The sequence below is a fragment of the Okeania hirsuta genome, assembly GCF_003838195.1.
GTDB classification, from domain to species: domain Bacteria; phylum Cyanobacteriota; class Cyanobacteriia; order Cyanobacteriales; family Microcoleaceae; genus Okeania; species Okeania hirsuta.
Genome location: NZ_RCBY01000191.1, coordinates 1 through 14,144, shown reverse-complemented (window position 1 = coordinate 14,144; position 14,144 = coordinate 1). Strand labels below are relative to the sequence as shown.

At 36.6% G+C, this 14,144-nt stretch carries 7 protein-coding genes and 1 pseudogene; 1 reads left to right on the top strand and 7 read right to left on the bottom strand.

The genetic code is table 11. The annotated features are described in order from the left end of the window. The 3 genes from D5R40_RS24205 to D5R40_RS24195 form a co-directional block, all read right to left on the bottom strand. The coding region (locus D5R40_RS24205; RefSeq protein WP_445974448.1) for a hypothetical protein at positions 1-302 on the bottom strand (302 nt) is incomplete at its 3' end. Positions 303-1,227: 925 nt separating this feature from the next. After that, positions 1,228-1,839: a cysteine dioxygenase family protein gene (locus D5R40_RS24200; RefSeq protein ID WP_124147767.1), complete on the bottom strand. Its 612-nt coding sequence runs from the start codon at positions 1,837-1,839 to the stop codon at positions 1,228-1,230. A 1,346-nt stretch (positions 1,840-3,185) separates the two neighbouring features. Next, complete coding sequence (locus D5R40_RS24195) at positions 3,186-4,868, bottom strand: NAD(P)H-quinone oxidoreductase subunit 4 (RefSeq protein WP_124147768.1); 1,683 nt, start codon at positions 4,866-4,868, stop codon at positions 3,186-3,188. 481 nt (positions 4,869-5,349) lie between these two features. Between D5R40_RS24195 and D5R40_RS24190 the strand changes: the two genes are divergently transcribed. Further along, positions 5,350-6,048 (top strand): DUF8692 domain-containing protein, encoded by a 699-nt coding sequence (locus D5R40_RS24190; protein WP_124147769.1) that lies wholly within the window; start codon positions 5,350-5,352, stop codon positions 6,046-6,048. A 1,236-nt stretch (positions 6,049-7,284) separates the two neighbouring features. On the opposite strand, the gene D5R40_RS24185 is transcribed toward D5R40_RS24190, so the two are convergent. The 4 genes and pseudogenes from D5R40_RS24185 to ptsP form a co-directional block, all read right to left on the bottom strand. Further along, complete coding sequence (locus tag D5R40_RS24185; RefSeq protein WP_124147770.1) at positions 7,285-8,406, bottom strand: retropepsin-like aspartic protease; 1,122 nt, start codon at positions 8,404-8,406, stop codon at positions 7,285-7,287. A 422-nt stretch (positions 8,407-8,828) separates the two neighbouring features. After that, on the bottom strand, positions 8,829-9,473 hold the full coding sequence (dhaL, locus tag D5R40_RS24180) for a dihydroxyacetone kinase subunit DhaL (protein ID WP_124147771.1): 645 nt from the start codon (positions 9,471-9,473) through the stop codon (positions 8,829-8,831). A 303-nt stretch (positions 9,474-9,776) separates the two neighbouring features. Continuing rightward, a pseudogene (locus D5R40_RS24175) lies at positions 9,777-10,816 on the bottom strand (IS701 family transposase). A 416-nt stretch (positions 10,817-11,232) separates the two neighbouring features. Next, positions 11,233-13,758, bottom strand: coding sequence for a phosphoenolpyruvate--protein phosphotransferase (gene ptsP / locus D5R40_RS24170; RefSeq protein WP_124155332.1), 2,526 nt, complete (start codon positions 13,756-13,758; stop codon positions 11,233-11,235). Between the last annotated feature and the right edge of the window lie 386 nt (positions 13,759-14,144).

Below are 14,144 nucleotides of genomic sequence, written 5' to 3'. Positions count from 1 at the left end.
AAATTAAGTGGAAAATTAAATTTTATTTGACTCAATAGCTCTTCAAGGTTAGCATTTTTCCAATCGAATTTGCGGAGGATTTCAATATACTCTTGAAATGCTTCCGAGTCTACTGCCACCATTTCCTGTTCGTCAATATACCACTGAAATTCTGCTTCTGCCAGTTGTCCATCCGCTCCAGCGATCGCCAATAACGCGCAACCACAATTGACTCCTACCTCAAAATCAATTAAAGATTGAGCGGCGATGCCATATTTATGTTGAGCATATTTGCTCAGTGCGACAGTTTTTCCACTGCTCATATTTTCCTCCTTTTATTCTTGGTTTTGAGCAGTTCTAATTTTATATCATTACGTCTTGTTTAGGACAATAAATTTGGGTTGTCATGGAACAGGGAATAGGGAACAGAAAAATGTCCGCCGTTGGTGAAGCGCGTGTATGATATTAATCTTAATTATTTAGGAGTCAGGAGTCAGGAGGAGAGAGAATTACAAAGATGAGCGTAGTTATGACGATTGAAGAATTTTTTTATGTCCAATAAAACGGATTTGATATGATGCACAACCAGATTAACAAAGGCAAAAAAACTTCATAATTCTTTACCGAATAATTAAGGTTTAAAGCCTCTCCTTTAAAGGAGAAAAAAGCGGTCGTTAGCGGAGCTTCCCGAAGGGTGAGATGGCGATCTTCGGAGCGGGTCTGTAAGAACGGGTTTCCTCGCCATATCCAATCGACCAAGAGAAGACAAATTTTTCCTTTGAGTCAATCCTCTTCTTTTTAAGGAGAGGTAATTATTAATTATTAATTATTAATTATTAATTGTTGAAAAACAGCCTCTCAGGAATTTTCATCTCTATATTATTAGACATCTCCAGAAATTAACGAAGTCAGAAGTCAGAAGTCAGAAGTTATTTTTGTAACGAGGATTTGAGCTCCGCTCCAAAAATATTTCGCCTTAAAAGGCGGGGTGGCGCGACCCAATTATTTTGATAAATAAACCTTTTAATTAGAGCAGGCTAAGGATACGAAAAATTCACCCTAAAAAATCCTTTTTCGTGCCTTTTTCGTAAAAATATCTTACCTGTTGCCTGTTGCCTGTTGCCTGTTGCCTACTCCTACAAAAAATCTATATATTTTTCGCAGAGGTCTATTATTGAAGATACTGTAATAGTTGATGATTTGCTCGAAATTATTGCCAATATATTTTCCTTCTTCCTAATTCCTTATTCAGAATTTCTTAGCTGTTTGTGCAACTGGATCAAATTCAAACCTTTCAGAAGATTTTGTTTCACCATAAATATTAAAAGTAAATGTAGGTTCATCTCCGATTACTTCTATATTATGAATAGCATTAGAAGTGAAACTAATTAAGTCTCCTGGTTGTAATATTTTTTCTCCAACTCTTTCAATTTTATATTTATTTTCTGGGTCAGGATTACGTTTCCAAAAAGTATTTTTTTCCTGGCCTTTTAATACTGCTACTATTCCCCAGGTACCATGATTATGAATTGTTGAAATTGTACCTGGCATGAACTTTACTGTTTGTACTGTTAAGGGAAATCCTAACTCATCGTATAATAAAATAACCGAAGTTCCTGTTTTTTCGCAAGGTTCTGGTTCTTGACTTTGCAGCCAGTATGAATTAGTAATAAATTGTCTAACTAAAAGTCGAATTTTCTGTAGAGAACTCGCTTCATCTGTGGCATCTTTTAGAGTATCTTCTAGTTCTGTTAAGAATCTATACAATCGATAATTTTCTCTTAATAATTTCCATTCATTCACAGTTTCACAAGGTTGACATTGACCGTCTTCAGTCAAAAACCAATCTCGGTTTTTCATCTTGTTTCTCCTCTGGTATTGCTGATACTTTAGTTAACTATAAGTTGTGAGAATTTACTAAAAATACTTATATATTATATAGCTACAGTTAATACTAGAATTGTAAGAAAATATGAAATTTTCTCTAGTAAGTTGAATTTTACGTTCGTAGAAGAAAAATTGAGATTTTACTGTGATAGATTTTACAAATTTTCTAAATAAATTGTTTAAATTTATAACTGGCGATCGCGAAGTATTATGTAGATGCACCAGCATATTTCATATCAGTGAGGTACTTCTGTTGCGGGCAAGATGCCCGCACTACAAAGACTTTATCATTAATATTTGTACCTCATATACTTACAATCTGCTGTAAGTAAATGAGGTACTTCTGTTGCGGGCAAGATGCCCGCACTACAAAGACTTTATCATTAATATTTGTACCTCATATACTTACAATCTGCTGTAAGTAAATAAAATTTCAACCCTTGCTAGAAACTTTTGAGTGAGGATAATTTTAATACAGTTCTAATTTACCTATTTCTTGCACTTCTCCAGAAAGAGATTGGCGTACTGATACTGTTAAATTAGCTTTACAATGAGGACAATTTAGTGTTTGACTACTTTCTACCCACTCATAATCATTATCAGTGGGTGGAAGTATAAAAGAAAAAGATAGGGATGGCAGTTTAAATTTCTTCTTGCAGTTTGGGCGTTTTCTAGCAGTATTTTTATTTTTTTGTCGCCATTTTATTTTTTTTTAGTGAGGGAACAAGGAATAGGAAATAAAATAGACTTTTGTGTTTGAGTAGTTAATCTAAAAATAATTTTTTCTGCCTATTTAAGCTGACAATCAAATATATAATTAATTTGGCTTGAATACTTAGAAAATTTTGTTTGAGTAGTTCAATCTAAGCTATTAATTCTATACGTTGTCCTACCGACAGCTTTCCTACCTGACTCCTAATTAACTATCTAATTATACCAATGCTACCAGATTTGATCTTATAGCAGTCGAAGGAAAGGAAGCGGACAGATCGACAACTTAAAACTTAGACAACGTCATTTCAGTTATCAGTTATCAGTTATCAGTACCTCTCGCTGTTTGCGCAGCATGACCTAGGAAAGCAAGAGGCTTGAAATACAGAATTATCTTTTTTTTTATCACCTTAAAAGGGGAGGCTTTAGACCACAATTTTTCGGTAAGATTTTTCTTTCTTCCTTCTTCCTTCTTCCTTCTGCTATGTTGCAGAAAATTTTGACAAAAAATAGTAGGGATATTGTATGCAACATCCCTACTGTAAACTAACTAAAAGTAATAGTTTGAAACCAAGCTAAAAGCTAAAAGCTAATTGCTGATAGCTATATTATTTGAAGATACCGGAAACTGATAATACTTCAGACTCAGGCATCTTGGGGAATAATGGTCCTTTTGCAAAGAGTTGAGGATTAGCTTTAGCAAAAGTGTATGATTGACGAACCTGACTATTTACTGCCACTGTCTTCGCATCGTACATCCGAGTTGCCATTTTAGGATATAAACCAATACCAATAATCAAAACCAAGAAACAAGCAGCGATCGCTACTTCTCGTGGTCTGGCGTCAGTATAGATGGCATTGGCAGGTAAGACACAATTAGTACCGTAACAAACTGCTTCATCTAAAACTTCATTTTCATAAGGAGTATCTTTGAGGATACAAGCAGGTGCTTGACCAGTGCTGTAGAACATTTGACGCAACATGGAAAGCAGATAAATGGGTGTCAAAATCAAACCAACTGCTGCGAGAAAAACTGTTACAGTGCGGAAAGTCGAACTATAAACGTCGCTGCTAGTTACTCCGACAAATACCATCAGTTCGCTAGCAAACCCACTCATTCCAGGAAGTGCTAAGGATGCCATGGCACTAACTGTAAATAGAGCAAATACTTTTGGCATCACTTGACCTAGACCACCCATTTCTTCCAACTTCAGAGTGTGGAGGCGATCGTAAGTTATACCCGCGAGGAAGAATAACACCGCAGCAATTAAACCGTGGGAAATCATCTGTAGTAAAGCACCACTCACACCCAAGTCAGTGAAGGAAGCAATACCTAACAAAACAAACCCCATGTGAGCTACAGATGAATAAGCCAAACGGCGCTTCATATTAGACTGTCCGAAAGAATTCAACCCGCCGTAAACAATATTAACAACACCCAAAATTGCCAGAATAGGAGCAAAGTAAACATGAGCATCAGAGAGCATTTCTAAGTTGAGGCGAATTAATCCATATCCACCCATTTTGAGCAATACACCTGCCAGAACCATTGATACAGGTGAAGAAGCTTCGCCGTGAGCATCAGGTAGCCATGTATGTAGAGGGAAAATGGCCAATTTGACTCCAAAAGCGATTAATAATCCTGCGTAAAGTAGAAGCTCTAAGGTCAGTGGATAATCTTTCAGACCTAGTTCCACCATGTCGAAGGTAATATTGCCGCCACCGTATAGGGCCATTCCTAAGGCTGCCACTAGAATAAATATGGAAGCTGCTGCTGTGTAGAGCAAGAATTTTGTTGCAGCGTAGCGACGCTTTTGGCCACCCCAGATGGAAATGAGCAGGTAGACAGGAACTAGCTCTAGTTCCCACATAATAAACAGTAACATCATGTCTTGGGCTACGAATACTCCTATCTGGGCGGAGTATAGCAGCAGCATTAGAAAGTAAAAAAGACGTGGTTTGTAGTCTACTTGCCACGCCGAGAATATTGAGAGTGTTGTTACCAGGCCAGCTAAAAGTACCAGTGGCATAGATAAACCGTCTACTGATACTGCCCAACTTAGACCTATCTGAGGGAGCCAGGCATATTTTTCTACGAGTTGAAAAGCTGAGTCGCTGGCATTGTAGCTATTCCAGAAGGCGTAGCACATCAGTGCAAAATCTATAATTCCTACACCAAGGGCGTACCATCTCATGGTTTTTCCGTTTTTATCGGGGATGACGGGAATGAGTAGGGCGGCCAGAAGTGGCAGTAGGACGATTGTGGTCAGCCAGGGAAATTGAGTTGCCATAACAGTGAGAACAAATACTTACCTTTGGTCAATTCTATATTACTAAACTTTGTAAACCTTTGTAAATAAATATTGAAAAAAATATTAATATTTATATCTAATCACAACATAAGTTTAACTTATGATTGAAGCAGGAGTCAGGAGTCAGGAGTCAGGAGTCAGGATTTTAGGAGTAGTTAGGAGTCAGGATTTTAGGAGTAGTTAGGAGCAGAAATAAATTAAGGTATAAGAAGGGAAAAAAAAGAAAGTTTTTTGTTTGCGTCAGCACGCGCGGAGTTTGCTCGTGTTATTGAGCGGATATAATATAAAGTTTTGATAGTGATATAGAACACTTATTCAGGTAATACAATCTGAATAATAGACATCTCCAAAAATACAAAATAAAATCAATTACCGTACATAAATTATCAGTTCTTTCCCCCTATCCCCTGTTCCCTGTTCCCTGTTCCCTGTTCCCTGTTCCCTCCTATTAATAATTTTGATGTCAGGATTTTCTACTAAAAAACTACTATCAACCGCATTACTTGTGGATTTTGTGGCGATCGCTGCTGTTATCTTCCGGGCAATACTACTGGATAAAGGACCATATCGATATTTTGATGAGGGGTCTTTGATTAATTGGTTATCGGGTATTCAGTTATTAATTATTGCTGGAATTAACTGGAAAATTTATCGTTTAAGAATTGGCAGAAAAGAGGTATCTCAGTCTGGAAAGAATTATCAAATACTTTGGCAGTTTTTGACTTTTGGTTTTGTGTTTTGCGCTGTGGATGAACTAATTCAAATCCATGAAAGGTTAGATAAATTTATTCATTGGATCTTTCAAATTCAGGAAACTGCTTTGACTGATAGTATTGACGATTTAATTATTGTGATTTACGGGATTATTGGGTTGTTGGTAATTTACTATTTTCGTCAGGAGTTTTATCAATATCGAGAGGCTTTTAGTTATTTTAAGATTGCTTTGATTTTAGCTTGTTGTTCCATTGCACTTGATTTTTTGACTCAAGGTCAAGAAACATCAAATTTGTTGAATGAAACTCAAGAAATGCAAAGGGAATGGCTCAGGAGTATAGAGGAAATATTTAAAGTTTTTGCTGAAGTATTTTTGATTGCTACTTTTTATAAATGTTTGAGAATTGCTAAAAGATTGAAGAAGGTGGTAGGTGTTAAATCTTAGGTCTGAAGTTAAATATTGCTTGCTGGTGATTTAACAAAGGTATTCTCAAATTAATTGGTTGGATGAACAACCTAACATAGTTCAATAACTAACAATTACTTGTCCTTAACACTATAGGTTTTAGGTTGTAGATGTTATACCAAATATCAAAAGTATTGCTACATATCCTTGAGACTAGGGAGTAGGGAGTAGGGTTCAAAAACATAAGATATTTTGGCTTAATGCCAATAATCATTACAAAAATTATTGAACCACTATTATTACTTAATAACTGAAGTCCCATCGGGAGTATAGCATTATTTTTGGGAATTGGTGTTAGGTTTTAGGTGTTAGGTTTTAGGTCTGAAGTTAAATCTTGCTTGCTGGGGATACAACAAAGGTATTCTCAAATTAATTTGTTGTATGAACAGCCTCAAATAGTTCAATAATTAACAATTACCTCTTCTTAAAACTATAGGATTAACTAAAAGATTTTTTTTCTTTTTTATGCTTGCTACAATAAAGTTTTATATACAGCACATTCCACTTTGGTGAGGTACACCTATCACGGGCAAGATGTCCGCACTTGAATTCATTCAATTGTTAATCTCTGTACTTCATATACTTGGAATCTGCTGTAAAATCTATATAGTTATCGCACTCTCTACTTCCATTCAATGCAGAGATAAAATGCCGGAATTTCCCCAGATAATTCCCACTCTAATCCTTCCTTTTTCATTTATTCCTCTTTTCTTATGACTCCTGACTTATACGATAACTAATATGTACTCAAAAAAATAGATATTTCAAGAGTGTCATTTCAGTTATCAGTTATCAGTTATACCAAATCTCACGCATTATTGCTACATATCCTTGAGAGTAGGGAGTAGGGAGTAGGGTTAAAAGAGATAAGATATCTTGGTTTAATGCCGATAATCTTTATAAACATTACTAAACGATTATTATTACTTAATAACTGAAGTTCATCGGAAGTATAGCATTAATGCATGGAAATTGGTATTATCAGTTATCAGTTAGCCTCCTATGGTCGAAACTTAGTTAACAGTACCTCTGCAATAAGGAGGCTTGAAATATGGAATATTCTCTTTTTTTTATCCCCTTAAAAGGGGAGACTTTAGACCACAATTTTTCGGTAAAAACTATCCGCATTTAGTTAACTAGCTATCAGCTATTAGCTATTAGCCTAAAATTTGTTAATGGTATCTGTTTGCGGAGCATTCCGGACCGAAACGCTTTTTAAGGAGTTAATAATAAACTTCCATCCGCCGGAAAATTTTCTGGATTTTTTTGATTAAAGCGCCAATATTGCTGATAATTGTTCAAAAAATTTTGCCCTAAAATTCCATCAACTTCTAATAATTTCAATACAGGGGAAGATAAAATCACTGTTTCTAAATTTGTGAGTTGATAATTTCCCATTTTCACTTTAGCTAAAGAGGCATATTCTGCCATTTCTATTCCACAAAAACCTTGCACTCGAATTTCCTGTCTCTCAGCAGCAGAAATATTTAACTGATTAGCTAATTTTTGAGAAATAAAAATACTTTCTGCCCCCGTATCTAACATAAAAATAAACGGACCTTTGCCATTAATTTCTACCTCAGCTAACACCACACCTAACTTCGCTTTAAGTGGAATAGCATCATCAATATTTGTAGTAGGTATTGGAGTAGGAGGCAATAATTTTAATTCTTGAGTTTGAGGATGAATTTCTACATCAAAATTACTCAAAATATCCATTCCTAAAACTCCTGATAATCCATCTGGCATGATAGTAGTAGTAAATTCTAAAACTGTTAACCCTTCTACTTTGACATTATCAATTTTTAACACGGGTAAACGATGCAAATTAGCTTTCATCTCTGGGCATTCATCTCCCGCTACTGCATAGGTTAAAAGTTCTTGCGGTACTGGTTTTCCCGTTAAACCTAATTCTTTTACAGTTTCTGTGGCAATAATGGAAGTAGAAGCACCAGTATCTAATAAGAAATTACCCGATCTTTTTCCCAGAGTTGCTGTTAAAGTAAAAGCTTTTCCTCCTGTTAAAAATTGAAAAGGGATAGTTGCTTTACCTGTGACTTTTGGGCGGGGTAAATTTAAACCTTCTAATTCTACAATAGCTCCAATTTTTCTGTATTTATAAATAGTATTTTCGACAATTTCAGGACTTACACAAAGTTCTCTATTGTCTCCTATATTTTGTTTAGGTATGTTGCCATATACCCTATTGTATTTCTGATTGGCTATAGCTAAATTTTGCGAAAAAATAATAGGTTTTGATATAACTAAATGGTGGATAAAAATTGGGCAACTAATAGAGCTGAAAATAATAGCTATAATACTCCAAAATTTGTTCATAATTGTTAATTAGGGCTTGCTGATTAAATCTAAAAGCATTGATATATAAAGACAAGTACCTTTTTGGGGTCGAATTGCAGTGCCCCTGTTTCAGTCTAAAACGCTCAAAAAGCTAGTATTTTGGACGATTATGGCAGAACAATCTTGGGACAATTCTTACCGAAGAATTAATAATTAAATAATTAAATAATTCAGGTTTAAAACCTCCCCTTTCAAGGGGAAAAAAATCAATTTTTTCCTTTTATTCAATCCTCTTCCTTTTAGGGAGAGGTAATTATCAATTATCCATTATCCATTATCAATTATTGAACCCCTACCTCCTCGCTCATTCCCCGTTCTTCCTGTCTCCTGTCTCCTGTCTCCTGTCTCCTGTCTCCTACCCCTACCCCTACCCCTACTCAAAGACTAGTGAAGCGCAAACCCTAATTAATCTGGCGATCGCTTTCTAAAGTATCTAACAAGGTCTTGAGTATGAGATAAGTTGAAGTTGCTCCTGGGTCTTGATGACCGATGCTGCGATCGCCCAAATAACTTGCTCTTCCTTTCTTGGCTAACATCGGAATCGTATTTTTCATTCCCTGTTCAGCAGCATCTACAGCTTGTTTCAAGCTCTCCACTAAACTACAACCATTTTCCGCTGCTTCTGTAAAAGTATCTGCTGCAGGTGACAAAGCATCTAACATGGTTTTGTCTCCCAAGTTAGCTTTACCTCGCTGCACTACTCCCTCAACTGCTGCTACCAATATTTTAGCCATATCTTCTGTTGTTATTTCCGACTTCCCCGCTACTACAGCACTTATTCGCAAAAATAAAGTGCCATATAGAGGTCCGCTAGCACCACCTATAGAAGAGATTAAAGTCATACTCACAGTTTTCAAAATACTGCCGATATCTTTATTAGCAACAGTGGGTAGTTGAGTTACGACTTTCTGAAAGCCACGATTCATATTAATGCCATGGTCAGCGTCACCAATAATGGCATCTAATTCTGTGAGATAATTTTTATTTTCTTGTAATACTGTTGCTACTGCTTGTAGCCATTGGATAATTTGCTCTTTGTTTACCATAGTTAAGAAAAAGTTTTGACAAGGTATAAGTTTATCTTAAATCTATGAGTCCAGACATATCAAGAAAACTCTCAACAATTAATAATTAGGGTTTGCGCTTCACTAGTCTTTTAGTAGGGGTAGGAGACAGCTATACTGGAGACAGGAGAAACGGGGAATGATATAGAATTCGGTTATATAGTATATGTTGATCAGGACTTACGCAAAGACACTATATATAGCGTATAGCAAGTAGAGTGATCGCTATTTAAATTTTAATGCGATCCCCCTAAATTTTCTAACCAAAACTCAACTTTTAACAAGTTAAATAAGTGTGATTTTGATTGAAGGATATTTCAGTTCAGAGAATAGATACTTAGATAATAATTGATGCTTAAGCTTATAAATAGTTCGACCAATAATAGTTGCCAATTTCTTCAAATAATTCCAAGCTAACATAGCACAAGCAATATGATTTCTTTGGATTTGATTCAAAGGACATTGACAACGCTCCAGTCCTGTTAATTGTTTAATTCTGGAGTGAAATTCTTCTATTTTCCATCGAGTTTGGATTTCAAACTCTACGTCATCATTACAGGATTGATTCAGGTCGTTAGTAGCAATATATTCTGTTCTATTTGTGGAAACAGTAACCCAGAATAATTTGACTTTTTTATCTCTAGGGAAACCTTTAACTTTAATAATTTTTCCTGATACTAATTCCCACTCATTCCATGTTAAATATTCCAGGTTTTGATATTTTTTTATACCTCCGGTATCGTCTACTAAACGATTCCTTTTTAACGGACAATAGTAAATTTTACCTAAATTATCTACTAAGGCCATAAGTCTTTGGGTTGCATACCAGCTATCCATTAATACTGTTTTTACTGGTATTTTCTTCTTTTTTACTACATCAACCATCATTTATTCTACATGATCTATTTTACTCTTTTCATCACTCTCTGGAGCATATATACGATAATCTATAATCCAGAATCGAACTAGATTGAGGATTAAAATATAGGCAGTTAACTATTCCTATTCCACGTTGGCGTAGCCTTGCGGAGCGCAAACTACCCTATGTTCATTACCGCTATACTGACGTCGAACAAGTTCAATACGCACGGGAATATTTTTTATTGATAACTGTATCATCAAAAATTAAATAACCATCTTCAGTAGTTATAATTTTCTCCTGCACATTTTGCCACAAAATTTCTGCTCCTAAATCAAGATTTTTTTTCAGGACGGTTAATTTGATCATGGCTAACTTCTTCGAGATGGTCAGCAAGATTTGTCAGAGTATAATTTTTCTGGCTACTTATTAAATACTGACAATATTTTAAATAATTAAAATTCATCTTAAATATATTGATAAATAATTATTGGGCACACTAAATTAGTATACCCAATAATATCAAGTTACTTGAGTTAAGCTTTTTAAATTTTTAGATTTTTTTCAAGCGATCGCTAAATAGATCAACCTTTAGTGATAACGCTATATGCAGTTTATTTGCATAATTACTGACTATATATAGTGTCTTTGTGTAAGTCCTGATTATGATACTTGTTTTGAGGCGATCGCTTAACCTATTATAGCGTTAGCGGAGCTTTGCGTCAGCAATCGCTCTACTTACTATACGCTATATATAGTGTCTTTGCGTAAGTCCTGTTGATAATTTCTTAAATTACTTCAAGCCTTTAATCTCCCCCACTCCCCTACTCCCCCACTCCCTCACTTCCCCACTCCCCCACTCCCTCACTTCCCCACTCCCAACTATAAAATAACTAGCCCTAGTTGACCAACAATATACTCTTTCACCGACTTCGCTCCATCTAATTGCAACACATCACGAGCGATCGCTTCTACCTGAGACCCATTTAACTGAGAAATCACTTTCTTGACCGTAGATATTGCTGGTGGAGCTACACTCAACTCATCCACTCCCAACCCTAACAAAATCGGTACTGCTAATGGACTCGATGCCAACTGACCACAAACACTCACCGAAATGCTAGCCTGATGGGCAGCAATGACAGTTTGCTGAATCATCCGCAATACCGCAGGTTCAAAACCATCGGCAAGATGAGCAACTTTTGAGTTAGTGCGGTCAGCCGCCATTACATATTGACTTAAATCATTTGTACCAATACTGAAAAAATCTACTTCCTGCGCCAACTGGTCAGCCATCATCGCTGCTGCTGGTACTTCTATCATAATTCCCACTTTTATATTCCCCACACCAGGAAAAGAGGGAAGTTCTAGAAGTGAGTGCTCAACTTCTGTCAAAATCTCCCTAGCCGCGCGTACTTCTTGCACAGATGTCACCATTGGGAACATCACCTTAATATTATGTCCGTGACTTACCCGCAAAATTGCCCGTAACTGACTCCTCAAAATTTCTGGATTATCTAAACTTTCTCGAATACCACGGCATCCCAAAACAGGATTTGCTTCTGACTCCTGCTTAATATAGGGAAGTACTTTGTCGCCACCAATATCTAGGGTGCGGATAGTGAGAGGGCGAGTTCCCAGAATTTCAGCGATCGCCCGATAAGTTTCATATTCTTCTGCTTCTGTTGGCGCTGTGTTGCGTTCGAGATAAAGAAATTCAGTCCGCAATAAACCCACTCCTTCGGCACCTCGCTCCAGAGCCAATTTTGTATCTGCTACCCCCAGAATATTTGCCATCAAGGGAATTTTTTTGCCATCTTGAGTAATTGCCTCTTGGGGCTGTTGAAATGTACTGGAAGTGTGCGCTTGTTTTGCTTGTAACTCCTGCAACTGTGCCTGATTCGGTTCGAGCCAAATTTCACCTGTTTCCCCATCTAAGGCAATTTGAGACCCTGGGGTTAATGACAATAACTGACTGCCTACTCCCACCACCATCGGAATACCCAACATATTTGCAATCAGCGTACTATGGGCGGTAACACTGCCAGCGCTAGTACAGATACCCAAGACTAAATTTGGTTGCAGTTGGGTTGCTTGGGAGGGGGTTAAGTCTGGAGCTACCAAAATACCAGGTTTTGACAAATTTAGAGTTCTTCTACTCCTACCTGTCAGTAGTTGTAGCACTCGTCCTCCCACATCCTTGATATCTATGGCACGCGCTTGCAAGTAGGGGTCTTCTAATTTTTGGTAAGTGGCTATCATTTCCTCAATAGCTGTTTTCCATGCTACTGCTGCACAGCGATTTTGTGCAAAAATGAGCTGATGTACTTGCTCTAACAGGGTGGGGTCTTCTATATATAATTGGTGTGCTTGAAAAATATCGGCTTGATTATTATCACTTTTATTTTGGTCAGATAGACTGTCAATTATTCTCTGAATTTCCTGTTTAGCAGTTTGCAATATTAACTGTAGGTATTCCCACTCTACCTCTGAATTTTCTACAGGATAGTCTTCAACTTCTTCTAGAATTTCTGCTCGAGCGTGCACTACAGTTGCGATCGCAATTCCTGGAGATGCTGGTGTTCCTACTAATTTATTATTTGTATCTGGTGTAGTTAATATTTTTGGTGTTTTCTTGACTATTACTTCGGCTTCATAGAAATTATTTGTTATTAATTCTTGTATTGCTTTTAAAGCATCAACAGCTTTATTACCCGTAGCTTGTATTTCTATCTCATCCCCTTTTTTTACTGCTAATTTCATAACTTGATTAATGCTTTTAGCATTGACTAGATGACTATTTTTAGTCAAATTTTGCAGACTAATTTTAGCAGAAAAATTATTAGCTATGGCTACTAACTTGGCAGCAGGTCGAGCATGAATTCCCAGGGAATTTTTTACCGTAATTTTGATTTTTTCTGACGGTGTTTCGTCATCTTTATTTTGAGTATTTTCAATATTTATTGGGATAGCTTCATCAACATTAAGTTGAGAACTTTTAGTCATTAAAGCTCCATTTGCTTCAGCTATTACCTGTTGAATATTGGCTCCCAAAGACGCTTGAATTATTGCAGCGATCGCTCCCTCTATCAAAGGTGCAGGACAGATTTTAATATGATTTTTTTGGGCTGGGGGGAGTAATTCTATGGCCATTTCAGCACTCATTATGGCACTGCCTAAGTCCATGAATATTACAACTCCTGCATCAGTATAAACAGATTCTATAGCCTCTTGTACTTTCAGAACATCAGTGCCAAAAGGATTTTCTGGGTCATCTATTCCGGCAGCGATCGCTATTGGTACTCGTTCTTGGGTCATTTGTTTTGCTAGTTCTGCCACAGCTTCGGCTAATTTTGCACTGTGGGATACAAGTACAATTCCTACCTTACTTTCTGAAGAAACTGTCATTTTGTTTCAATTTCTGATATTACTACTTGAGATACTAATATTACCAATTGATAGTTGACAATTGACAATGGCTTTGTTGCATGAAAGTAGCGTTCTTAACATCCATTCCGCAGCTATATCGCTGTGTTTGGCGATTATTGATGTTCTATTTATCAAAATAACATGGGTCGCGCAACCCCGCCTTGACTGGCGCAATATTTTTGGAGAGTTGCTCAAATTCCCTTTACAAAAATAACTTCTGACTTCTGACTTCTGACTTCTGACTTCGTTAACTATTGTCCAATAGTTATGACTCTACAGAGAAAGCGATCGCTGTGTTTCGGGATGATTGATGTTCTATTCATCTATTGTCCAATAGTTATGACTCTACAGAGAAAGCGATCGCT

Excerpts from the sequence above, each read along its gene's own strand:
- D5R40_RS24200 (WP_124147767.1), bottom strand. The coding sequence starts at position 1,839 with ATGAAAAACCGAGATTGGTTTTTGACTGAAGACGGTCAATGTCAACCT.
- ptsP (WP_124155332.1), bottom strand. The coding sequence starts at position 13,758 with ATGACAGTTTCTTCAGAAAGTAAGGTAGGAATTGTACTTGTATCCCAC.
- dhaL (WP_124147771.1), bottom strand. The coding sequence starts at position 9,473 with ATGGTAAACAAAGAGCAAATTATCCAATGGCTACAAGCAGTAGCAACA.
- D5R40_RS24195 (WP_124147768.1), bottom strand. The coding sequence starts at position 4,868 with ATGGCAACTCAATTTCCCTGGCTGACCACAATCGTCCTACTGCCACTT.
- D5R40_RS24190 (WP_124147769.1), top strand. The coding sequence starts at position 5,350 with ATGTCAGGATTTTCTACTAAAAAACTACTATCAACCGCATTACTTGTG.
- D5R40_RS24185 (WP_124147770.1), bottom strand. The coding sequence starts at position 8,406 with ATGAACAAATTTTGGAGTATTATAGCTATTATTTTCAGCTCTATTAGT.